The 23,085-nt window shown below is 61.1% G+C and carries 20 protein-coding genes and 2 pseudogenes; 7 read left to right on the plus strand and 15 right to left on the minus strand.

The window, feature by feature from the left end:
• Positions 1 to 2: 2 nt before the first annotated feature.
• The 5 genes from NKJ11_RS01635 to NKJ11_RS01655 form a co-directional block, all read right to left on the minus strand.
• Complete coding sequence (locus NKJ11_RS01635) at positions 3 to 854, minus strand: electron transfer flavoprotein subunit beta/FixA family protein (protein ID WP_352792544.1); 852 nt, start codon at positions 852 to 854, stop codon at positions 3 to 5.
• Positions 855 to 1,042: 188 nt separating this feature from the next.
• Positions 1,043 to 1,423 (minus strand): nitrogenase stabilizing/protective protein NifW, encoded by a 381-nt coding sequence (gene nifW / locus NKJ11_RS01640; RefSeq protein ID WP_023736300.1) that lies wholly within the window; start codon positions 1,421 to 1,423, stop codon positions 1,043 to 1,045.
• Positions 1,420 to 2,628: a homocitrate synthase gene (gene nifV / locus NKJ11_RS01645; RefSeq protein WP_352792611.1), complete on the minus strand. Its 1,209-nt coding sequence runs from the start codon at positions 2,626 to 2,628 to the stop codon at positions 1,420 to 1,422. The genes nifW and nifV overlap by 4 nt, the downstream gene beginning before the upstream one ends.
• Before the next feature lie 25 nt (positions 2,629 to 2,653).
• A complete protein-coding gene (gene nifS / locus NKJ11_RS01650) occupies positions 2,654 to 3,820 on the minus strand; it encodes a cysteine desulfurase NifS (RefSeq protein ID WP_352792545.1) in 1,167 nt (388 codons plus the stop codon).
• Positions 3,821 to 4,249: 429 nt separating this feature from the next.
• Positions 4,250 to 4,570: a HesB/IscA family protein gene (locus NKJ11_RS01655; RefSeq protein WP_023736304.1), complete on the minus strand. Its 321-nt coding sequence runs from the start codon at positions 4,568 to 4,570 to the stop codon at positions 4,250 to 4,252.
• A gap of 685 nt (positions 4,571 to 5,255) precedes the next feature.
• Between NKJ11_RS01655 and NKJ11_RS01660 the strand changes: the two genes are divergently transcribed.
• On the plus strand, positions 5,256 to 6,323 hold the full coding sequence (locus tag NKJ11_RS01660) for a hemin-degrading factor (RefSeq protein WP_352792547.1): 1,068 nt from the start codon (positions 5,256 to 5,258) through the stop codon (positions 6,321 to 6,323).
• A gap of 79 nt (positions 6,324 to 6,402) precedes the next feature.
• Here NKJ11_RS01660 and NKJ11_RS01665 read toward each other — a convergent pair.
• Positions 6,403 to 6,790 (minus strand): annotated as a pseudogene (locus NKJ11_RS01665) (hypothetical protein).
• 427 nt (positions 6,791 to 7,217) lie between these two features.
• On the opposite strand from NKJ11_RS01665, the gene NKJ11_RS01670 reads away from it, so the two are divergent.
• The 4 genes and pseudogenes from NKJ11_RS01670 to NKJ11_RS01685 form a co-directional block, all read left to right on the plus strand.
• Complete coding sequence (locus tag NKJ11_RS01670) at positions 7,218 to 8,435, plus strand: cytochrome P450 (RefSeq protein WP_352792548.1); 1,218 nt, start codon at positions 7,218 to 7,220, stop codon at positions 8,433 to 8,435.
• Positions 8,436 to 8,475: 40 nt separating this feature from the next.
• Positions 8,476 to 8,667, plus strand: a complete 192-nt coding sequence (locus tag NKJ11_RS01675; protein WP_352752785.1) for a ferredoxin — start codon at positions 8,476 to 8,478, stop codon at positions 8,665 to 8,667.
• A gap of 345 nt (positions 8,668 to 9,012) precedes the next feature.
• Complete coding sequence (locus tag NKJ11_RS01680) at positions 9,013 to 9,633, plus strand: nitrogen fixation protein NifQ (RefSeq protein WP_352792612.1); 621 nt, start codon at positions 9,013 to 9,015, stop codon at positions 9,631 to 9,633.
• Positions 9,634 to 9,897: 264 nt separating this feature from the next.
• A pseudogene (locus NKJ11_RS01685) lies at positions 9,898 to 10,005 on the plus strand (ABC transporter permease); the annotation flags it as partial.
• Between the two features lie 330 nt (positions 10,006 to 10,335).
• Here NKJ11_RS01685 and NKJ11_RS01690 read toward each other — a convergent pair.
• The 9 genes from NKJ11_RS01690 to NKJ11_RS01725 all read right to left on the minus strand — a co-directional run bounded on the left by NKJ11_RS01690 (position 10,336) and on the right by NKJ11_RS01725 (position 20,300).
• Positions 10,336 to 12,879 carry an AAA family ATPase gene (locus NKJ11_RS01690; RefSeq protein ID WP_352792549.1) on the minus strand — a complete coding sequence of 848 codons (2,544 nt, stop codon included), beginning with the start codon at positions 12,877 to 12,879 and terminating at the stop codon, positions 10,336 to 10,338.
• Positions 12,836 to 13,345, minus strand: coding sequence for a hypothetical protein (locus tag NKJ11_RS33795; protein ID WP_502905779.1), 510 nt, complete (start codon positions 13,343 to 13,345; stop codon positions 12,836 to 12,838). Before NKJ11_RS33795 ends, NKJ11_RS01690 begins: the two co-directional genes overlap by 44 nt.
• Positions 13,234 to 13,662 (minus strand): hypothetical protein, encoded by a 429-nt coding sequence (locus NKJ11_RS01695; protein WP_352792550.1) that lies wholly within the window; start codon positions 13,660 to 13,662, stop codon positions 13,234 to 13,236. Before NKJ11_RS01695 ends, NKJ11_RS33795 begins: the two co-directional genes overlap by 112 nt.
• A gap of 666 nt (positions 13,663 to 14,328) precedes the next feature.
• Positions 14,329 to 14,724, minus strand: coding sequence for an XRE family transcriptional regulator (locus NKJ11_RS01700; RefSeq protein ID WP_023801991.1), 396 nt, complete (start codon positions 14,722 to 14,724; stop codon positions 14,329 to 14,331).
• Entirely contained in the window at positions 14,724 to 15,095 is a 372-nt protein-coding gene (locus NKJ11_RS01705) for a type II toxin-antitoxin system RelE/ParE family toxin (protein ID WP_352554126.1), read from the minus strand. Before NKJ11_RS01705 ends, NKJ11_RS01700 begins: the two co-directional genes overlap by 1 nt.
• 452 nt (positions 15,096 to 15,547) lie before the next feature.
• Positions 15,548 to 16,765 carry an MFS transporter gene (locus NKJ11_RS01710; protein WP_352792551.1) on the minus strand — a complete coding sequence of 406 codons (1,218 nt, stop codon included), beginning with the start codon at positions 16,763 to 16,765 and terminating at the stop codon, positions 15,548 to 15,550.
• 57 nt (positions 16,766 to 16,822) lie between these two features.
• On the minus strand, positions 16,823 to 18,259 hold the full coding sequence (gene rpoN, locus NKJ11_RS01715; RefSeq protein ID WP_352792552.1) for an RNA polymerase factor sigma-54: 1,437 nt from the start codon (positions 18,257 to 18,259) through the stop codon (positions 16,823 to 16,825).
• Positions 18,260 to 18,328: 69 nt separating this feature from the next.
• Complete coding sequence (locus tag NKJ11_RS01720) at positions 18,329 to 18,862, minus strand: peroxiredoxin (RefSeq protein WP_352792553.1); 534 nt, start codon at positions 18,860 to 18,862, stop codon at positions 18,329 to 18,331.
• Positions 18,863 to 20,039: 1,177 nt separating this feature from the next.
• A complete protein-coding gene (locus NKJ11_RS01725) occupies positions 20,040 to 20,300 on the minus strand; it encodes a hypothetical protein (RefSeq protein ID WP_352441406.1) in 261 nt (86 codons plus the stop codon).
• A 201-nt stretch (positions 20,301 to 20,501) separates the two neighbouring features.
• Here NKJ11_RS01725 and NKJ11_RS01730 point away from each other — a divergent pair, with 201 nt between their 5' ends.
• Together NKJ11_RS01730 and NKJ11_RS01735 are read left to right on the plus strand one after the other, a co-directional pair.
• Positions 20,502 to 21,704, plus strand: a complete 1,203-nt coding sequence (locus NKJ11_RS01730) for a cytochrome P450 (protein ID WP_352792554.1) — start codon at positions 20,502 to 20,504, stop codon at positions 21,702 to 21,704.
• Between the two features lie 91 nt (positions 21,705 to 21,795).
• Positions 21,796 to 23,085, plus strand: coding sequence for a cytochrome P450 (locus tag NKJ11_RS01735; RefSeq protein ID WP_352792555.1), 1,290 nt, complete (start codon positions 21,796 to 21,798; stop codon positions 23,083 to 23,085).

The following is a 23,085-nucleotide window of genomic DNA, read 5'->3' on the forward strand; positions in this document are numbered from 1 at the left end:
CGTCACGCGCCGCCGTTGAAGGCGAGCTCATGTTCCAGCGCCGGCTGGCGGGTGAAGATTGCGGTGATGAGTTCGTCAGCGACATCGCGCAAGGCCTTCTCGGCGGTGTCGATTAGTGCCGCCTTGTCAGCTCGAGCAGGAGGGGCGAAAACACGCTTGACGACCGTCGGTGAGCCGCGCAGGCCGCATTTGGTGAGATCCTCAATGCCGGCGTCGGCCGCGCTCCATTTCAAGACCTGGCTGCGCGCGGCGCACAAGGCGTCGTGGATCGAGCCCCGGCGGATCTCGTTTGTGCCTTCTAGCATGGTGATGAGACAAGGCAGCCTGCTCTTCAGCATCTGTGTGCCGCCTTCGGAGCGGCGCTCGACCTTGATCTCGCCTGCAGCAAGGTCAACAGAGGGGATCTTCGCGACATAGGTCAGTTGCAGGAGTCCGAGGCGCTTGGCGATGCCGGGCCCGACCTGGGCGGTGTCGCCATCGATCGTCTGCTTGCCGGTGAAGACGAGGTCTGGCGTGCCGAACGTCTCGCCGACCTTCGCGATTGCCTGGGAAAGGGCGAACGAGGTCGCCAGCGTGTCGGAGCCGGCAAAATAGCGGTCGGTCAAGAGCACCGCTCGGTCGGCGCCGTAGCCGAGCGCCTTGCGCAGCGCGTCCTCTGCCATGGGCGGACCCATGGTGAGCACAGTGACTTCGCCGCCATAGGCATCGCGCAGTCTGAGCGCTTCTTCGAGGGCGAACAGGTCGTAAGGGTTGATGATGGTCGGAACACCCTGGCGCATGATTGTGTTCGTCACCGGATGGACCCTTATCTGTGCCGAGTCCGGCACCTGCTTGATGCAGATTACGATGTGCATTGGCGGTTTCTCTAGGCTCCTGTCCGGGTGCGGGCATTGTCGGTTATCTCCTTGATCCGCATAATTCGTGCCAAGTCTCTTGCGCTGCCCCCTTTCCTACAACTTCGGCTGGTTGCTTCTGACGGCGCTGTGGTGATGACCGGATTTGTCGGCTGCTCGACATTGTCGCGTCGCACCCTTGTCGCCGCTCATTCCCGTCCGAACCGCTTCAGTACCGAGTCGAACGGGACAAAGGTGTGACCCGGCGCGGCAGGTTTGTTCGGATCGTGGTCCTTGAGCACCTTGAAGACCCGATGCGTGAGCGGCGAGGAAATCGCAAAGTCCTCGTAAGCGCGTTCGAGCGTCGCGCGCACCCTCGCGGCAATCACCTGGTCGGGCAGACCGGAGAAATCTTCTTCGGCAAGGTATTGGCCCACGCGCTTCATTATATGGAGCCGCGAGACATTCAGCACCTTGGGGTCATAGGAGACGCCAAGGACTGAGAAGAACTCCTCCGCGGCCGACAGGCGCTTCAGTCGTGCGAGGATGTCTGTGACATCGATGGGGCGGCTGTCAGCGGAACAATTCATTGCATTCTCCCTGGTCGCAAAACTGTGGCCTTTGCGCGCGCGCGCACGGCTGACCTGGACCCGCACAGCTCGAACAGGGACGCCTCGCTGCACATTTTATCGTAGAGCTCGACCAGTTGAGTTGCAGTGAGCGTCGATTTGGTCTCGGCCGCCTCGCGCCGGACGCGGGCCACCATCGCGGCTGCCAGATCCGGGTCGAGATCGCGACCGCTTTCGCTCAGCACATGGGCAATCGCAGTGGCGCCGGAATGCTTGCCGATGACGATCCGCCGGCAGCGGCCCACGAGAGCCGGATCAAGCCCCTGATAAGTACGCGAGTCCTTCAGCAGCCCTGCGACGTGAATGCCGGATTCGTGGGTGAAAACATCGGCGCCGACGACCGGCTTAGTGGCCGCGGTCTGCCGGCGGGCGGCCCAGGCCACCTCGGCAGCGAGGCCGGGCAATGCGGTCAGCTCGATGCCGGTATCTGCGCCGCCGAAGACCGCCATCGCGGCGGCCACCTCTTCCAGCGCGGCATTGCCCGCACGCTCGCCGAGCCCCAGGACGGTGACGGAGGCATGGCGCGCGCCTGCGCGGATCGCGGCTAGCGTGTTGGCGCCAGCAAGTCCGAGATCGTTGTGCGCATGAAATTCAAGGTCGATTGGAGACTGCGCCACGAGCTGGACGACAAGTTCAAAGGTCGAAAACGGGTCGAGAACACCGACTGTGTCGGCTAGCCTGACGCGGCTTGCGCCGGCGCGTGCGGCCGTCTCGATGACGCGGGCGAGATGATCCCGATTGGCCCGCGAGGCATCCTCGCAGCCCACCGCGACGAAGAAGCCGGCGGCGGCGGCGCGCCTGACCATATGATCGATGACCTGGAGCGCTCCCGCCTTGTCGAGGCCGAGCTTGGCGGCAAGTTGGATGTCCGACGCAGGCAGCGACAAATTGACGGCTTGGACGCCGCTCTCGATCGCTGCATCGAGATCCAACGACGTCATCCGGCACCAGGCCATGAGGCGAACCGGAAGACGCCGCGCGACCACGGCGCGAATTGTTTCGATCTCGTCGACGCCCATGACCGGCGTGCCGATCTCGATCTCTGTCACGCCGGCCGCCGCAAGAGACTCAGCGATCTCCAGCTTTTCCGTCGTGGTAAAGGCGACGCCCGGCGCCTGCTCGCCATCGCGCAAGGTCGTATCGTTGAGAGAGACATGACGGGTCATGACCGGCAGCCTGTTCTTCTGCCGCTCACGCATAGACCGGATTACCCGGCCCAGAACCGAAAAAGCTGCGCAGCTTCCCCACGATTGCCGGCATGACCTCGAGCACCCGGTCGATATCCTCTTCGCTGTTGTCCCGCGCCAAGGAGAAGCGGACTGCCGCGTGCGGCGTTTTCATCGCGCTTAGGACATGGCTTGGTTCCAGAGAGCCGGAGGTGCAGGCCGAGCCAGAGGAACACGCGATGCCAATGCGGCTGAGGAGAAGTGGAATTCCATCACTGTCGACATGTTCGAAGGAGATGTTTGCGGTGTTGGGCAACCGTTGCAGGGGATCACCAGTGACACAGGTGCTTGGGATGCGCTGGAGGATCCCGCCCTCCAGGCGATCGCGGAGCGACTTTACCCGAGTGGTCTCGTCGTCCATGAATTTCAATGCGAGTTCGGCCGCCGTGCCGAGCCCGGCTATGCCGGGCGTATTCTCGGTGCCAGCACGCCGGTTGTGTTCTTGGTGGCCCCCCTTGATCAGCGAATGGAAATTGACGCCACGTTTTACGAAAAGCGCACCGATCCCTTTCGGCCCGTGCAGCTTGTGGCCGGAGAGCGACAGCATGTCGATTGCGGTCGACTTCAGGTCCATCGGAAGCTTGCCGACCGCCTGCACAGCATCGGTATGGAATAGGGCGCCCACTTCCTTGGCCAACTCGGCAAGCCTGGCCACGGGGAAGATCACACCAGTCTCATTGTTCGCCCACATTATGGAAACGATTGCCACCCTTGGGGTCAGGGCGGCCATATAGGCGTCGAGGTCGAGCCGGCCACGGCAATCCACCGGGATCCTGTGCACCTTGACGCGGCGGGTCTTCTCAAGATGCGCGCAGAGCGTCAGCACGGCGGGATGCTCGACCGCGGACGTCACGATCTCGGTTCGGTTGGGCGCCGCCTCGAGCGCTGAAAGGAGCGCTGCATTGTCGCTTTCTGTCCCACCCGAGGTGAAGGTGATCTCATCCTCGAACTCCGCGCCGATCAGCGCTTGCAACTGCCTCCGCGCCTTTCTCACCGCGGCACTGACTGAGGCGCCAAGAGCGTGCGCCGACGAAGGGTTGCCGAATTGATCCCTAAAGAACGGCAACATCGCTTGCAGAACCGCAGGATCGACCCGTGTGGTCGCGTTGTTGTCGAGGTAGACAGGCTTCATAGGTGCGATCCTCAGTTAACCAGAATGACGCGGCGCGGACCCACTCGTTGAGCCTCTGGCGCATGCCGTTGATGATAATGGGCCTGAACTGGCAGCCGCCGCAGACGCCTGGAGTGTTTGACGTAGACCGGTGACATGTTCGCAGTGCCCGTCGTCAGCCCGCAGGTAAGGACGGCCCGAACGCGATAAGGTCTTCGATGAGCCGAATTTGGCGCAGCGGCGCGATTTGTCCGCAAGCAGCTCGGGTGACACCAGGACCCGAGCTGTTTCGGGAGGCGACGTTCTTTGCATCCTAGGGAAGCGAATGGCTGTCCCGAGATCGGCTTTGACCTTACCTTGTTCTTTAGGACGGGGACATCTGTCGTGCCGGCCATATAAGTCTCCTCTGCCGCAAAATCAGTCTCTCGGCCGCACAGGCGCTTCGGGCGTTTAACTGAAGGACTTGCCGCAGCCGCACTTTTCGCGCGCATTGGGGTTATCGAAGACAAAACCGGAGGATTCGAGCCCGGTGAGGAAGTCGACGGTCATGCCGGCGACATGGGGTTGGGAGCCCGCGTCCACGAACAGCTTGATCCCATCTGTGTCAGTGATCGCGTCGCCCTCGCGCGGCACGCTCTCCAGGCCCATTAAGTATTTGAAGCCGGCGCAGCCGCCGGCCTCGACCACAATGCGAAAGCCTTCCGCCGGCTCGCTGGCGCGGGAAAGAGCAGTCTTGAAGGCGGCAACAGCGTTGTCGGTGAGCGTAATCATGGCTCCATTCTCCTCAGTCCGGGACCTGCTTGCGCATCACGTCGCATGCACCGTGCCAAAGCGAAAAAAAACGTTTCAACACAGCGCGGCATCTCTGACACTGCCGTGCTTCTTGTGAGTGCATTGCTGCGAAGCTGTCGGCCAACCGACACGTACTGTCGGGTTTGTCGGGATCGCCACGAGGGATCTTGGGCCTGAGTTCTTGGTTGAACTCACATCAGCAAATACAGAACGTCTTCTGAGCTTGCTTCGGCGCAATTGGCACGGTTTTTGAGGCTCCGTTTGGCGAGGCGGCAAGAGCATGCCGATCCGCAATCATGCCGTGGGTGCCCTCGCGATGGATGGGGCGAAGCAAGGGAGCAACATGTCAGGACCGGGTCAGATACGCCTCGCTTGGGCAAAGCAGCGCCGCCCGTGGCATCCGAATGCCCGCTTGGCCGATTGCGACAACACCCACACTCGCTCACCACCGCCCATTAGCCGCCGACCGGCTCAACGGGATGCCATCGGCATGTGCCTGCTCGCCGGTTTTCGCGCGGGTGCGACGCCGTATGCACGCTGTCCAGCGACACTTTGTTCATGGGCCAGCAGCAGATCAGGGGCGAGCATTACGGCCGCCCTATCGGCTGAAGATTCCCCGGCAGGGCAGCTGATCCTTACACGTAGGTAGAACCAGGGGTAAGACATGGACCAGCGCGAGAAACCGTCGCCGGATGAAATACGGTGGGCGTGCGAAGACAATCCGAAAATCCGGGAGCATGATCTCGCCGCTCGATTGGGCATTTCGGAAGCCGAATTCGTCGCGGCGCATTGTGGTCACGGCGCGGTGCGCATCGAGCCGCGCGTCGATGATCTGCTGATGGGCCTCGAAGCGGTCGGCGAGGTGATGGCGCTCACCCGCAACGAAAGTGCCGTGCACCAAAAGATCGGCGTCTACGACAAAGTGGTCACCGGCAACCAGCATGCCATGGTGCTCGGCGACGACATCGACCTGCGCATCTTCCCGAAAGCGTGGGCGTATGGCTTCGCCTTCGAGAAGCGCGAGGGAGCCGAGATCCGCCGCAGCCTGCAATTCTTTGATGCCGCCGGCGAGGCGATGCACAAAGTACATCTCAGGCCCGCCTCGAACCTGCACGCCTATCAGGATCTGACGGCAGAGCTCGTATCCTACGACCAGGAGCCGATCATATCGGTCGAAGCGGGCGGTGCGCGCGATAACGCAGTGAGTCCAGACCAAGCCGCCACGGCCGACGACCTACGCGAGCACTGGAGCCGGCTGAGCGACGTGCATCAGTTCTACCATATGTTGAAGACACTGAAGCTCAGCCGCTGCCAGGCAATGCGTATGGCCGACGAAGATTACGCTTGGCTGCTCGACAATGATGCCGTTGGCGCCCTGTTCCAACAGGCGGCCGAAGACGAGATGCCTATCATGTGCTTTGTCGGCAATCGTGGTTGCATCCAGATCCATTCCGGCCCAATCAAGTCGGTCAAGCAGATCGGGCCGCGGATCAATGTGCTCGACGAGACCTTCCATCTGCATCTGAGGACCCATCACATCCGCGAGGTCTGGGCCGTGCGCAAGCCGACGAGGGACGGTCACGTCACGTCCATTGAAGCCTATGGCGCCGACGGCAAGATGATCATCCAGTTCTTCGGCACGCGCAAGGAAGGCGAACGCGAGCGCAGCGACTGGCGGTTTCTGGCCGAGAGTCTGCCACGCATTCCCGGTCCGAGCGACAGGGATATATAGAGTGTGCCGACAGGCCCTCGGATTGAACCGGCCGCTATAGGACTCGGCACCACGTTCCGACAGCGGCTCGCGAGGAAATTTAGGTCCATGAGCGGAAAGGCTTGCCGTCGTAGCGGATGCGCACGGTCAGGTGATGCACGCCGGAATGGACCGCATCGATACAGTCAAGCTGGTCGCCGGCCGGACCGGTGCGCACGAGTGCATCGCCGTCTGACCGAAAATCCTTGCAGCGCCTGCGAGCGATAAAACGCATACGCCATCAACGCCGAACCGAAGCGCGGCTCGACCTTGTTGATATTCCGATCATCGCGCGCAAGCGCCGTCGGGTCTTGTCGGACCGCAGTCGATCCTTGCGCTGGATCGCGTCGTTGCTCAATCCGGGCCGTGCGAGCGATCTCCTCGCTCGTCGACCGGAAGGCTGTGCAGCAGCAGCCAAACCGAACAGCTTGATGTCGCGGACTCGACAAAACCGACCACGGATGTCGGTTGTCGGACGTTGTCCTAAGAATGATGGACAGGTGATCCCAGCGGCGGGCCCAGTGCAGGCTGGCATTGCTTGGTGCAGCGCCATGGGTACGCCTATCCGGCACGCGACTTGCTTCGACGATTTGATCAGCAGGGCATCAGCAGTGCGTCACGGAGCTCAGCGGTGATTGACCAGCCTCTCAACCCCAACGGGAATAGCGGCGGCTTTGCTTCATGACCGCAGAGCGGCGGAGATGCCCCTTCTGATCGACTTCGCAACCGATCTCATCCGCGCTGGTGCAGGTGGGCTGTATCAGGCGACAGAATCTAGAAGGCGCCCGACAAGAGACGTGCCCATGCTGGAAATCGACTTTATGAACAGCCGTGCAATCTCAATCGAGCCATGAACGCCAATGTAGAGAAAACAAAATGGCGACCAACCCCGTTCCAGATCATGTCCCACCCGAAATGGTGAGGGACTTCAGCCTGTTTACATCGCCAGGGATGCCACCAACACCCAACGGGGATCCACACGCAGCTGTCGCTCGCGTACATGACGGGCCTCCGATCTTTTACTCCCGCTACAACACGCAAGATGGCCGGGGTACCTGGGTCATCACCCGTGCCGCGGACCAGCGGAGGGTGCTGCAGGACGCAGAGACTTTTTCCAGCCATCGCAGCATCTTCTCCTCCATACTGGGTGAAAACTGGCCGACGATCCCGCTTGAGCTCGATCCACCGGCCCATGGCGTCTTTCGCTCACTGCTCAATCCGCTGCTTTCGCCAAAGCGGGTGTTGGCTTTGGAACCGGCTGTCCGCGAACGGGCGGTCGAGCTGATCGAAAGGATCGCCGCGTCGGGCACAAGCTGCGACGTGATGAAGGATTTTGCCTTTCCTTTCGCGGTGAGCACCTTTCTTCGCTTTCTGGGGTTGCCTGATGACCGACTCGATACATTCGTCGGCTGGGGGAAAGATCTGCTCCACGGCGACGATAAGGAACGACCTGTGGCTGCCCGGACGATCGTGGCATTCATCGACGAACTTGCAGCGATGCGCCGCGACGAGGCGGTTGACGATTTCATGACCTTTATCGTGCAGGCACAGGTCGAGGGCCGCCGGCTGACGGACACCCAAGTCCGCGGCATCGGCGTGCTTGTCTTCGTCGCTGGGCTCGACACGGTCGCAGCAGCTATAGGCTTTGACTTGGCGTACCTCGCACGCAACCTCAAAGATCAGCAATTGCTGCGGAGCGAACCGGACCGCATCCCGCTCGCAACCGAAGAATTACTGCGGGCCTATCCGCCCATTCAGTTGATCCGCGTGGCCACGAAAGATATCGACTTCGAAGGCGCGCCGATCCGGAAGGGGGACTATGTTTCCTGCGCCACGATGATTGCCAATCGTGACCCGGCGGAATTCGAATGCCCCAACACGATTGATTTAGAGCGGGAGGACAACCGCCACGCAGCGTTTGGCTATGGTCCCCACCGTTGCCTTGGCTCACACCTTGCCCGGCGGGAGATTGTCATTGGCCTGGAGGAGTGGCTGGCGCGCGTCCCGGCTTTCAGGATCAAGCAGGGTACGGCGCCGATAACTTCTGGCGGCCATGTGTTCGGGATCGAAAATTTGATCCTGGACTGGTCTTAGGCCCGCCCCGAGCCGGGGCACAGACAATGGAGGCAGCGCCATGCGCATCATCGTCCAAAAGGCCAAATGCCAGGGTCACGCGCGATGCGCGGCGCAAGCGCCGGACATCTTCAAGCTTGATGACGAGGGCTATGTCCTGCCTGGTGACATTGAAGTTGCGGAAGGGGAGGAACTGCCTGCATCGCGAGGCGCGCGATCCTGTCCTGAACGTGCGCTGGAACTCACTCGCTGACGCTCTGAATCAGACGTCATTCAACCGTGAGTCTGGCGGGCTTGAATGGGGCCGACCATGTGGCCGCACTCAGCACGCGCCGTTTGTCCTGCACGGTCCACGTCCAACTCTGCGGGGGCATTTCCGGCGCCAGTGTTCCCCGTGAGGCGCAAATGGGCAGGGCAGGGGTTCGCGAACACCTCTTCCAATCACAGAATTTGCGTCAGAGCCGATGGACCAGACGAGAATTGCCGAACTACTCGACACGAGGCGACCCGGAGTGCCATACCGAAGAAATGCCCGACCCATGTTGCGGCAGGCCGGGTCTCTGCATGATTTGATAGGACGAAAGCAGGAGAACGCACCATATTTGCCCAACATTATGCCCGGCTCAGCACCGGCCAATGGCCGCACATTGAGCTGGAGAGGAGGTTCGACCAGCATGTGCTTGCCTGTGTGCTTTCACGTGCGCTCGAGGAGATCCAAGCCGGCGAGGCGACGGCGACGGAGGCAACCGGACTTTCGCGCGCCGAGTTGCGCTATGTCCTGGTCCGCTGTTTCCCTGCTTTTCCTATCAACGCGTTTGCCTTGAAAGAGGTGAGCGAGCCCGAGCCGGATCCGGAGGAAGAACTTCTGCATGGACTGCTGCTGGCGCATGCCCGGCCGGGCGACAAGGCGAGCGCCCGCTTCGCCAGGATCATCGCCCGGCGTGCCATGCACAATGACCACCTCTGGCAGGACCTTGGCCTTTTTGATCGAACCGACCTCGGCCGCCTGCTCGCCTCGCATTTTCCGACGCTGGCGGCCGGCAACACCCAAAACATGAAATGGAAGAAGTACTTCTACCGCAAGCTCTGCGAGGCCGAAGGTTTTTCGCTGTGCAGCGCTCCCAGTTGCCGGGAATGCAATGATTTCGAAAGCTGCTTCGGCCCGGAGGAAGGCGAAATCCGCCTCACACGGATCAAGAATGGCATCGCCTCGGATTGAGAGCCACTTTTCGTCGGTCGTACAGCGCCAGCGCTCGCGCCGCGCCAATCTCTTGTCGAATGTCGACGGACGCCTTCGAGGATTTGAATGCTGTGCCTGCTGTCCGATTGCTCCCGATGCTCGCTTCGGCGGGCGCTGCCATCATGGCCGTGCAGGACCCGACCCGCACCATCGCCGCCGAGCAACTGCTGTTCTCCGGGTCGTTGCTGCTCGCCTGCCTGGCGGTTGCGGCGCCTGGGCGGCCGCGGTTCACCGCCGTCATTGTTCTCGCTGGTGCACAGTTTCGCCTCGATCACCCATTGGGGCGGCCAGATTGTCTCCGGCGTGGCCATCAATTTCGTTGCTGCCGGCTCCGCCATCATTCTCGGCCAGGTTCCGGCAGGGCGCGCGATGGGGTTCCTGGAAGCTTTTCGAACTTTCTGGATCACGCCTCAACCCGAATTGCGTGTGCTTGTTGGACAAGGTCACTAGATTCGGATTTAGGATAGATTCAGGAGGCTTCGAATTTCTAACGCTCGCGACCTCGCAGGTCGTTCACGGCAGCACGAAGGCGTTTAACTCTACGTGTCTTATTGGCAGCTATGCGCCACAATCTCGGACGCTGGACTCGCCAACCCCGGATCCGGAAACCTGACGTTTTTTCAGTTCAGTCCGACGCACGAGCCATGCTGAACAGCAGCGCCTCTCGATCTGACGGGCGAGTCAGGCAGCCGTCGAAGCGGGCGGAGCCTGCCCGGCAGCAGCCTTTGTTGTAGCAGTCGCCGGCGGCTGGACCAATTCAGAAGGGCTAGTTTCGGCTAAGAGTTCAACTGCCTCAGTTGAGGCGGCCTCGCCCTTGAACAGGCTCGATATGGATGCGGCCACTTTGGTCTTGCTCGTCGTGTCAGGCTCGACAACCTCCTGCATGGGCAATCTGAGATTCGCTAGACTCTCCACAAACACCTCGAAGTGAGGTATCGCCGCTGAAGGATCCTCGTCCAGGGCGAACTCGCGGCGGATGACCTGGATGCGGATGCGGACGTCGTCGGACTGCGGCGTGTCGTCGAGCTGGCTCTGGATCTCCTCGAGGATCTCGGCACCCTGCTCGCAAGTCCCGCTGCCCTTGTGATCGCGGATGAAGATCCTGTGATAGCGCATGATCATTGCCCCGAGGCGTTCGCGGGTCGCTTCCCGCTGTGCCTGCCGCCTCGCCTTGTTTACAGCCTTGAAGAGGCTGGACATGCGCTCGAGAAAGATGTCGATAGGTCCCTGGAGCTCACCCTTATCTCGCTCGATTGTCTCAACGACGGCGCGTGCGAAGCCGAGCTTCTCGATATGTCCGCTCTCTGCCTTGGCGACCGCCTGAATGGCGGCGAACATCGACTTGCCGGTTTCAATCTGGGCCTGAATGCTTTGCAGGGAGATGGTAGGAGCTTCCGTATCGCGAAACCGCGTGATCTCGCCGATGCACGCGTTCATCGCGGCGGTGGCGAGTTCAACGGGGATCAGGTCCTCAATCTCCTTCACCTCGACGCCGTCTGCGAGTTCAAGTGCTCCCAGCTGCAAGACATGTTGGCTGTCGATCAGGCGCTTCGCCTTCTTGTCCGTCCGCATATGGTTGGCCGCATCGTTGCCTGCGGGGTCAGAGTCGAGGAGGGCGACAACAGGCGGCTTGTCGGTATCCCGACCTCTGATCAGGTAGAGCATGTAAGGGATCTCGCTCGCCGATCCGCAAGGCACAATTACTAGATTGTTGAGGTCGAGGGTCTCGGCCGTTACGCCAGGCCGCCTCTGCCGCATGATTCGGGCGGCTCCGGCGAGAAGCACCTGCTCCGTGATCCCCTCGACGAGCAAGTTGACTGACCCCACGAAGGCCGTCTCGCCGACGAACGCACCGAAGGCAGAGCGAAGGGGCTCATAGTGGTTTCGCGAAACGTTTCGAACAACCCGGGTGCCATCATAGCCGCGCCCCTTCTCGAGCACTCGGATACGCTCGGCGTAGTTTTTGTCCAGCAGGAACGGCGAGTGCGTGACGTAGATCACCTGCACCGGTGGACGGCCGTCCTGAGGGTCGGCAAGATCCTGGAGGACTTTCATGAGGTCCTGTTGAGCCTCGGCGGAGAGGTAGGTATCTGGTTCGTCCATTAGTAAGAGGCTTTCGCGCTCAGTCTGTGGACGGTGCGACTGGGCTTGGATGAGATATGAGAGGAAGTATTTGAGGCCGCTGCTGCGCTCGTCAAAGGTATACTCGGTCCCCGTACGGTCCCTGATCGTGAATACCAACTCGTGTTCGCGCGGTGTGACCTTCAGCGAGAAGTCACGGTCCTGGACCCACCACTTTTTGAAGTTGAGGTAGCGCTCCAGTTGTTCGTTAATGGCTTCCACTAGCGCGTTGGCGTAGCCCTCCTTGCCGTCCGCGATCGCCTCCCGCAGATCCTTCAGCCTGGCCGGCTCGACGTTGCCGAGCTTCAAGAGCAAATCGCGCGCGAGAGCGAGCGACTTCTCCGCGCCATCTACGCGGCGAGCCTCGCGGAGGGCGTTCGCGATTGGTGACAGTGCCAGCCGTATATTGGGAGCGTTGGCGGCGAATATCTTATCATCTCCCAGCATCTCCGCGAAGCTGCCGGCGACTTCGAGCAGCGTTGTGCGCTGTCTGCGGTCGGAGATGCTGCTGGGCTGGGCGTCCCCATTCGCCAGCCAGTGCAGGGGGACCGCTGCGGGTAAGGCGACGTCCGGCATGATACGGAAGGGCTTCGGCAGGATGTCGGCGAGCGGTTGTGCCACTGAGGACGCCTCGACCACGTGCTTCTTCCACCCTTCGTCGGGGTCTGGGATCCAAATGTCGAGCGCCTCGGGCGTCTCCCTGAACATCATGAAGCGGTCGAACTTTACATCTTTTGCGCCGGCGACGTTGGCGATCGCTTCCGCCTCATCCGACTCGACCATACTCCAACCGAGGCCAAGGTGCGGCCAGCAGGTCGCCTCCCGCTCCACGCTGAAGAAAGGCGAGTAGCGGCAGAGATCGCGCTGCTCGAAGCCAATCCCTGACACGGCCTTCTCGACCGCACTCAGAAGGTGACTCTTCCCAGATTCGTTCGCGCCGACGATGGTCGTAATCCGACTGTCGAACTCGACCTCAACGTAGGGATACCAGGCGTCACGAAACATTTCCCAATCGCCCTTGGGCTGGGCATGGGGCGTCGCCTTGCGGATATGATCGAAGTTAAACGACTTGTAGAAGCGCGCATAGACGGTTGAAAGTCTCATCGTCAATCCATGTAAAGATGGTGTCAGCCGCAGTAATCTGCGAACGCCGGAAGCGCGCGAACGAATGGAGTACTTTGCATGCCTGAACCAAGCGCACAAGATGGGCCGCGCCATCGGCTAGGGAGCTTGAATCGGTTTCAACATCAATAATTGCAGATTCGTGGCCGAATATACGGCAGAGTCCGAGACGAGGCAGTTCTTCCAAGACGATCGCTGCCGAAGGAGCCTCCAGCGAACGGCGGCTACGCCTCACGGTTGCTGCTGAAAGCTGCGGGTCACCATCCGGCCCTAGGCCGAATGTCAGGAACGCGCCGCATCGCTGCCGTCGGGTAGCGGTGAGCGGCGAAAGGCCGTTCACAATACTGAGACTTGAACTGGCGACGAGAGGCCACGGCAAACCAGACGAGATGTCCGGGTGACGGGGCCCGGCGTCAAAACCGCCTTCCGCGTCCCCCTCGGCGTCAATTCGCTCAAGGTAGTCAGAGAAGGATAGCGCGTCACGAGACCTCGCAGCAACTCGATCCGCTGGGCCTCCTCGAGATAGCGCGCGCTGCTCAACAAATTGCGTACATTCCATTTGTTGAAATCGAATTTTGTCCCGAGCATATCCAGCCCCACGAAGAAGGCCGTTGGTCGGTCCGACATCGGCAGCAACTCAACCCAAGCGAAAAGTGCGGGCAGCTCGTGGTCTCTTATCCATTTACGATCGCCATATTCGGCCATCACCGCTTCAAGCCCACTCAAGATCGTGTCGGCAGGAACAACGAGGCCACCAACGACCATGCGTTGCGCTAGCTCGCGCCTTTACACCATGGGTAATGTTTCCAATCAGAATTTCATTGAACTCTGCGGCTCGATCGCCATGAGGCATGAGGACGGCACATCCAACAAACCGCGCGACGCGTACCAGGTCATTAGGGGAATCTTCCTCCTTGACTGTGTGGGCAGCCGCTATGAGAACTTCGGCAATATCGCACGTCTGGGCTCGCTCTCTGGAGCGGTTTGCAGCAGCGCGCGCAAAGTCGGGCCAATTGCCGAACTTGCCCTCCGGCATCGGCTCGTGCCGCTGCTGCCAGATCACTTGCAGCCCGACGGCAGCTTCGGCTCCCGGACAAGGAGGCAACGTATTAAAACGGCCTCGGCGTCTTCGGTGCCAATGGTCGTAAGTACGACGCGGTACTCGTGGACATGCGAGATCCGCATTTCGTCCAGGGCGTGTCGGTTGGACTTGTTGGCCGCAAATGCAACCTTGGCAGCATGAACGCCTGCCAGATCGGCTCCGAGCATATCGTCCAGAATCGGCACTTGACTGGCGCAGGAACCCCCCGCATTGCCCAAGTAAGCCGTGCCATGTGATGGCGCGAAGCTGATTGAGCGATGAGCTACCGCCCCTTGCATCGACGAGACCATCTCGCACCATCGGTAGTCTTTAGCCGAAACAGAGTGAGGTCAGCCGGCGCGTGCGGCCTTTGTGCGATTACGTCCACCTGCCGCTCTTTTAACGCTACGCACGGAGACGGCTTTGGGAGCCACGACGTCGCCGAGCCGCTCTATACGGAGGGGCGCGCGCGAGGGAAGGCGAACGACGAGTTCGAGTTGCCCCCCAATCGCCTCGACGTAGCTTTTAAGAGTAGACAAGTACATGTCGGCTTGTTTCTCGATCTTCGAGACCGAAGGCTGCTTGATCTTGAGGACCGAAGCGATTTCGGCCTGGGCCTTTCCAGCGGCACGCCGCAAATCGCCGAGACTCTCGACTTCTCCCCTTAACTCTTCGAAACGCGCGTCGACCCGCTCCCGACGATCCTCGGGGAGCGCAGCGATTAGGTCATCAAGCTTGCGTCCCATCACTTCTTCTCCTTCTTCGCCGCCGCCAAACGGTCGAGATGCCCTTGATAGCGCTTGTCCGCCTTGGCGATTAGACTTTTATAGAAGCGCTTCTCACTCACGCCCGACTTATCGCCGGCGACGAGCAGGATCGCCTTCCGCTTCCGATCGAATGCGAACGCAACCCGCCAGACACCATCATCAGCGTCGAAGCGAAGTTCTTTCATGTTCGCGAACGACGAGTCATTCAAGGTATCCGCATGCGGTCGCCCCAGCTGGGGCCCGAACACACCGAGCAGCTTAGCCGAAGCCAATAGCTCATCTTGGACTGTCTGGGGCAACGCCTCGAACTCCCCATCGAACTCATCGCCAAAAACGACTTCCCAAGTCATATATAGCTCCTAGGCTATGTAGTCAACATCATCAAGCTGCCGAACGATAGTCTGCGGCCGAAACAAGGTACGCGCGGTCGACGATAATCCGGCCGCCGTTGACACGACTGGCAATTCGCGACCTGTCTGCGCTATCGAGCGGCATCGTCACCGGCGTTCTGACGGGCATGGCCGGCGCGTAGCTGTCGCTTGCCCAGAATCCCGGCTTGTCGTGAAGGATATGACCGCCAGCAAGGGTTCCATCGCGCCGGCAGCGCTCACCGTCGCCAAATATGGAAACCGGTGCCGGCGAGGGTTCGCGTGTCTGGCGGGGAAGGTCCCTGGCCCGGAGGTGAAGCCGGCGAGGCGCTTACGCTGGTCCATGCGTAATCGTGCGGAGGACCGCGCCGCGCCGCGCTGTGCATCGCATCTCTCGTCCCGCTGCGCTGCTGAGGCCTCTTCTGTCAGGCGGTCTAGGTTTCGCGCTTCGGGCCGAGCAGGAACACTATGAGGGCAGCGACGAACGTGGCAACAGCACTGTAGGCAATGGCGCTGGTAATCCCCGCATTCTCCACCAATAGTCCGCCGAAAATCGCGCCGGCTGCGATTGCCACTTGGAATACTGTGACCAGCAGCACACCGGCGCTTTGGGCCTGCTCGGGAACGGCCCTCCCTACCATCCACGTCTGCAATCCCACTGGCACCGCGCCGAAGGCAAACCCCCACGCGGCAACAGCAATCGCCGAGGCCAAGGCCGATGCTCCCGCCGTCAGCAGCGAAACAGCGGCTATCGCTATGAGCAGCGGTGCAAGGGCCGCGACTGCCTTGAGACTGTACTCGGCCAGAAGCCCGCCGGCCAAATTGCCGAAGAATCCGCCGATGCCAAAAGCAAGCAACACAAGCGAGATCGTCTCTACATCCAGCGCGGGAATCTTCTCGAGGAAGGCGCGGATATAGGTGATTCCGGCGAAGTGGCCGGAAGCGACCAGCAGGACGACCAAAAGCGCAATTTTGACCATCGGAATCTTGGCTACATCCAGCAGGCTGCGGAAGCTAGCCACTCCAATCGGAGGCAGTCTCGGAATGGTTATGAGTTGCACGAGCAGTGTAGCGGCGCCACCGGCTGCGGCGAGCATAAAGGCGCTTCGCCATCCCCAGATATCGCCGACATAAGCGCCGATTGGAGCTGCGCAGACGGTAGCTACGGAAACGCCGGTGAGGATGATCGACATAGCGCGCGGCAGGAGGTGGCTTGGAACGAGCCGCATCGCCAGTGCTGCCGACATCGACCAGAAGCCTCCGAGCGCTATGCCGAGCACGACGCGTGCAGTCAGGAGAGCCGCCAGCGACCACGCGCCGGCCGCAAGAACGTCCGACAGGATCAGCAGCAGCGTCATGGTCCACATGACGGTCCTGCGGTCCAGGCGCTTTGTGATAATGGCCACCGTCGGCGCCGAGATCGCCCCGACGATAGCTGTCGCCGTCATCGCCTGTCCAGCCGCTCCCTCGCTGATACCGAGATCATGCGCGAGGGGCGTGAGCAGGCTGACAGGCAGAAACTCTGCCGTGACCAGCCCGAAGGTGCCCAAGGAAAGCGAAATGACCGCACCCCATGCGGGACCAGACGGTGGGACGGGCTTTTCTGGGTCGCGCAGAACAGCGTCCATGACACCTGCTGCGGATTGGGTCATGAACGAATTCTCCACTTTGATGCAATGCAACGTGATGTTGGCTGCCTTGACCCAAATCTAAAAACACAAGCGCATTTCCCGGCGGCGTTGCACGGAGGAGGGGATGTTCATTGCTTCGCGATATTTTGTGACGGTGCGGCGCGCAACATCGATGCCGGTTTCCTTCAGCCGGACAGCGATGTCCTCATCGGAAAGCACGTCGCCGGGAGATTCTGCGGCAATGATCGCTTTGATCCGATGCCGGACAGCTTCAGCGGAGTGCGCATCGCCGCCTTGGCAGGACGCGATCGCGACGGTGAAAAAATACTTCAGCTCAAAGACTCCACGCGGGGTAAGCATGTATTTGTTCGAGGTCACCCGGCTTACCGTTGACTCGTGCACGCCGATCGCATCAGCGACTGTTCTAAGATTGAGAGGCCGCAGGTGGGCGACGCCATGTTCCAAAAAGGCATCCTGCTGACGCACGATTTCAGCCGCAACCTTAACAATGGTCTTGGCGCGCTGATCGAGGCTGCGGATTAGCCAGTTCGCATTTTGCAAGCATTCGTCGAGAAATGCTTGGTCTTTCGAATTTTGGGCAGTTTGACGCGTGACTTCGGCATAGTAGGTTTGGTTGATCAGCAGCTTCGGCAGCGTGGCGGGATCAAGTTCGATCTGCCACCCGCCTTGCGGCGAGGGCGTGACCCAGACGTCGGGTATGATTGATTCAGACGCACCGGATTGGAATCTGTTCCCAGGCTTGGGATCGAGCGCCCGAATCTCATGCATCATGTCGAGAAGGTCTTCTTCATCGACGCCGCAATGCTGCTTCAGCGCCTCAAAATCGCGTCGCGCGAGCATTTCAAGATTGGCAACCAAAGCTGCCATTGCTGGGTCGAGCCGGTTTCGCTGGCGCAACTGGATCTCGAGGCATTCTCTGAGATTTCGCGCAAAAACTCCCGGTGGATCAAATTGCTGCAACGTCCCGAGAACCCGTTCCACAACAGCCTCACGGACATTCAGGCTCTCGGCCAGCTCCAGAAGGTTTGCCCGAAGATAGCCAGTGTCTTCCAGATCGGCGGCAAGCTGGCCAGCGATCAGCCGCTCCTGTGGTGTGAACGCAGTGAGGGCGATCTGACGAGCGACATGGTCGTGCAATGTTTCGGCGAGGGTGGCAAACTCGTCGAGGGAAGGCCCATTGCCCGGCGGGTTGTTGGTCGTGTTGCGAAGGGATTTCCATTGCCCGAGCCGTTCAGGCGAACCTGCCCCGGTCGGTCCTTCAACGGCGTTTGCGAAAGGGCCGACAGGCTGATCCGCTCCCGAAATCGAAACGTCGTCAAAAGGCCCGCCATCGTTTGATGCAGATTCCAAGAGCGGGTTCTTCTCGATTTCCCGCTCCACGAACTGATGCAGTTCAGGATGCGCCAGTTGCAGCAAGCGAATCGACTCAATCAGTTGAGGCGATGCGACCATGGATTGCTTCTGGCGCTGAAGCAGGCTTGCTGAGGATTGCATGGTGAGCGGGATAATCCTGTCGAGGAGCCCCTTGGGGCCGGCAATGGCACCAATGGGACGTTTGCTAGGTCATGCGGCGGCTTTCAGCGTTTCGAGAACGTTTTGCGGGGATGAGACGCCATACGGGTCGGCCTCGCAGTTGTCGGAGAAACCTTCCTCCTCAAACCACTGCTCCACCACGCCATTGTTGATCAGGGCGGCGTAGCGCCAGGAGCGCATCCCGAAGCCGAGATTGTCCTTGGCGACCAGCATGCCCATTTTGCGTGTGAACTCGCCTGAGCCATCGGGGATGAGCTCGACCTGCTTCAGGCCCAAGGACTTCCCCCACGCATTCATGACGAAGGCATCGTTGACTGAGACGCAGTAAATCGCGTCAATTCCCTGCTTCGCAAACTCATCATAGAGCTCTTCGAACTTGGGCAATTGGTAGGTCGAGCAGGTCGGGGTGAAGGCGCCAGGCAGCGAGAACAGGATGACCCGCTTGCCGTCAAAGTAGTCGTCAGATGTCTTTTCTTCCCAGCGATATGGATTTGGCCCCTGGACTGACTTATCGTGAACACGCGTGAGAAAGGTGACGAAGGGAACTTTCTTTTGAACTGTCATTAACTTGCTCCTGCAAAAGTAGAAACTGGCGCGCTGAATTCTGGCAGAGGCTGGCGCAATACCGAGCTAAGGCTCGTATGCCGGGCACGGAGTGAGGACCTCGCGGTTAGCAGCCTCCTTTTCCATGCCGGGGAACGTCTTGGCTGCTGGTCTTTGCCACCCGAACGCAATCGATCTGAGCGAGCTGGTGACCGTCGAGCCGCATGCTTTCCACGGCTATGGCGCCGCAAGCGGGATCGATCACTCGCGCTCGTTCCCGGGGAAAAGTGATAGCGGCCGGAAGTAGCCAATATCGCAAGCATGTGCAGGCCTCGAATGTATTACGCAACAGACCCGCGTTACTGGACTGGTACAGCGTGTTGTCGATATGTGGCAGTGACCCGCCGACCTTGGCTTGGGTGACCCCTTGAGGACTCTTCGGCACTCACATGCTGAACAGAACCGGGAAACGGCAATTGCGCCAGCGCCCCGTGTTGGCGTGCCGGCATCGGACCAGCCATGCGCAAAGCGGCTACCCAGCAAGGACCTCCGGAGGAGACGATGTCCCGATGTTCAACGGGCGCGGGCACCGTCTCCTCAGGCCACGGTCTAGAGCTTCGCGTGTCGGGCATGGTGCAAGTCGCTTTCATCGTTTTTGACAGTGCTCTAACCAGGAGCAGCAAGCGGCGTGCCATTTCAAATAGAGGTGCTGTCGGACCGCCCCTTCTTCTCGGAGGCCGTGTCTTAGAAGATCGGGCGCGCGCTATGCCGCCTCGTGTCATAGGCAACAACGATGCTGTATGGTGCGGATATTTGGCGCTTCAGCCCTAGCTGGGCAAAGACGAACCGGAAGCCGAGCCGATGCACTACCTGAGGCTGGCGGGCACTCCAGTCATTGCGTAGCGTGTGCCGCTAGCGTTCTTGGGTGCGCAGGCACGCCTATCGCGAACATGCGCCTGTCGCGGCAACCATGAGCGCGCGCTCTTGGGCAAGCGCCTTGGCCCCGTGAGGATCGAATTCCCCAATCGTGTCTGTTTGCCGCCCTCTTATGTTCGAAACTGGACCAGAATGTCGCAAGCCCGACCGAAAGGTCGACCAGCGCGTACTATCCGACACGTTCTGTCGCCTTCGTTTCGTCCGCGACGCCGGCCTATTTCGCCGAGCTCTTCTCCGGCCTCAGGCTAAGCCGCTGAAAGCATCACAAATTTTTTTCTTCGGTCGGCCAAATTGGCACGAGTTTTGAAGCACCTTCGTTGCGGGCCGGGACCCGCCGACCGACTTTCATTTCGTGGATGGCACGAATGGAACGAAGAAAGAAAAGCAAAATGTCAAATCCGCGTCGGATAGCGTCTATGGGCAGGGGGTCCTCGGCGAAACCGCCCTTACCCAACAGCTCGCCGCCCTTGTCGACCCTTGCGCAGGAAATCTTGGCCGGCGGCGGCTCAAAGGCCCACCACACCGACCTTATCCTGAAATCGATGGTGCACGATAAAGTTCTGCATCTCGCCGCGCGGTGTGCCTAGACAGTTACACGTTGGCCGATCTTGATAATCGGTCTGCTTTCGGACGACGTCGTCTACATGCCGTCTTAGGTCTTCGCTGCCGCAGCACCCGCCGGCCACCTTCCGCCCTTCCCATCGCTATAGAGTGAAGTGCCAGCATGTCCGAACAACCTTTGCCGACGCTGCCGATGTGGCGCGTCGATCACATTGAGCCCTCGCCCGAGATGTTGGCGCTACGGGCCAACGGTCCGATCCACCGCGTGCGCTTCCCGTCCGGGCACGAAGGCTGGTGGGTGACAGGCTATGACGAGGCCAAGGCGGTGTTGTCCGACGCGGCGTTCCGGCCCGCGGGAATGCCGCCGGCGGCATTCACCCCGGATTCGGTGATTCTCGGTTCGCCAGGATGGCTGGTCTCGCACGAGGGGGGCGAGCATGCGCGGTTACGCACGATCGTGGCGCCGGCCTTCAGCAACGGCAGGGTGAAGCTGCTCGCGCAGCAGGTCGAGGCGATCGCCGCGCAGTTGTTCGACACGCTGGCGGCCCAGCCCCAGCCCGCCGATCTGCGGCGCCACCTCTCCTTTCCGCTTCCGGCCATGGTCATCAGCGCGCTGATGGGCGTGCTCTACGAGGATCACGCCTTTTTCGCCGGGCTGTCCGACGAGGTGATGACGCACCAGCATGAAAGCGGCCCGCGAAGCGCGTCGCGCTTGGCCTGGGAAGAACTCCGCGCCTACATTCGCGGCAAGATGCGGGACAAGCGCCAGGATCCGGGCGACAACCTGCTGACGGATCTGCTCGCGGCGGTCGACCAGGGCAAGGCGACCGAGGAAGAGGCGATCGGCCTGGCCGCGGGCATGCTCGTGGCGGGTCACGAGAGCACCGTCGCGCAGATCGAATTCGGCCTGCTGGCCATGTTCCGCCATCCGCAACAGCGCGAACGCCTGGTCGGCGATCCATCCCTGGTGGACAAGGCGGTGGAGGAAATCCTGCGCATGTACCCGCCGGGCGCGGGCTGGGACGGCATCATGCGCTATCCGAGGACCGACGTGACCATTGCGGGCGTGCATGTTCCCGCGGAGAGCAAGGTGCTGGTCGGCCTGCCGGCGACGTCCTTCGATCCGCGCCATTTCGACGACCCGGAAATCTTCGACATCGGACGTGACGAAAACCCGCACCTGGCGTTCTCCTATGGGCCGCACAACTGCGTCGGCTTGGCGCTGGTCAGGCTGGAACTCAAGGCGGTGTTCGGTTCAATCTTCCAGCGCTTTCCCGCGCTACGCCTGGCCGTGGCGCCCGAAGAACTGAAGTTGCGCAAGGAGATCATCACTGGCGGGTTCGAGGAGTTCCCGGTGCTCTGGTGATGCGGGGACGCCACCAGGAATCGCGACGTTCTCGAGTTGCCGGCGCGCCTGCCGCGCGCCGATCAGATCAGCCAGCCAACAGGTGACCAAGATGGACGTGCAAGATACCACGGTAGCATGCCGGGACGCCTTCGCCGAACTGGCGTCGCCAGCGTGCATTCAGGACCCGTACCCATTCATGCGGTGGTTGCGCGAGCACGATCCGGTACATCGCGCGGCGTCGGGCCTCTTTCTGTTGAGCCGCCACGCCGACATCTACTGGGCGCTCAAGGCCACGGGCGATGCTTTTCGGGGGCCGGCGCCAGGCGAACTGGCGCGCTATTTCCCGCGGGCGGCGACCAGCCTGTCGCTAAGTTTGCTGGCGTCCACTTTAGCGATGAAGGAACCACCAACGCATACGCGTCTGCGCCGGCTGATCTCACGCGATTTCACCATGAGCCAGATCGACAAGCTGAGGCCGACCATTGCTCGCATCGTCGCAGCGCGCCTGGACGGCATGGCGCCCGCGCTGGAACGCGGGGAGGCGGTAGACCTGCATCGGGAATTCGCGCTGGCCTTGCCCATGCTGGTTTTCGGCGAACTGTTCGGCATGCCCCCGGACGACATGTTGGGGCTCGTCGGCGGCATCAGCGCCATTCTGGAAGGCCTGAGCCCGCACGCAAGCGATCCGCAGCTCGCCGCGGGGGACGCGGCCAGCGCCAGGGTGCAGGCCTACTTCGGCGACCTCATACAGCGCAAGCGTACAGATTCCCGCCACGACATCGTGTCAATGCTGGTCGGCGCACACGACGACGATTCCGACATGCTGTCGGATGCGGAATTGATCAGCATGCTCTGGGGCATGCTGCTGGGCGGCTTCGCCACCACTGCCGCGGCCATCGGCCATGCGGTCCTGGCGATGCTGGCGTATCCCGAACAGCGGCATTGGCTGAAGGGAGATGCCGTGGGGGTGAAGGCATTCGTCGAAGAAGCCCTGCGCTACGACGCGCCCGCCATGTTCAGCTCCATTCCGCGTATCGCCCAGCGCGACATCGAACTGGGCCGCGTGGTGATCCCGAAGAACGCGGACGTGCGCGTGCTCATCGCGGCCGGCAATCGCGACCCGGACGCCTTCGCCGATCCCGATCGCTTCGATCCCGTGCGGTTCTACGGCACCAGTCCTGGCATGTCGATCGACGGGAAGATCATGCTGACCTTCGGCCACGGCATCCACTTCTGCCTTGGTGCCCAACTGGCCCGGGTGCAGTTGGCCGAAAGCCTGCCGCGGATCCAGGCGCGCTTCCCCACGCTGGCATTGGCCGAGCAGCCGACCCGGGAGCCCTCCGCGTTCCTTAGGACATTCCGCGCGCTGCCGGTACGGCTGCATGGGCAGGAGGGCTGA

Source organism: Mesorhizobium sp. M0243 (assembly GCF_040321775.1).
Lineage (GTDB): Bacteria > Pseudomonadota > Alphaproteobacteria > Rhizobiales > Rhizobiaceae > Mesorhizobium.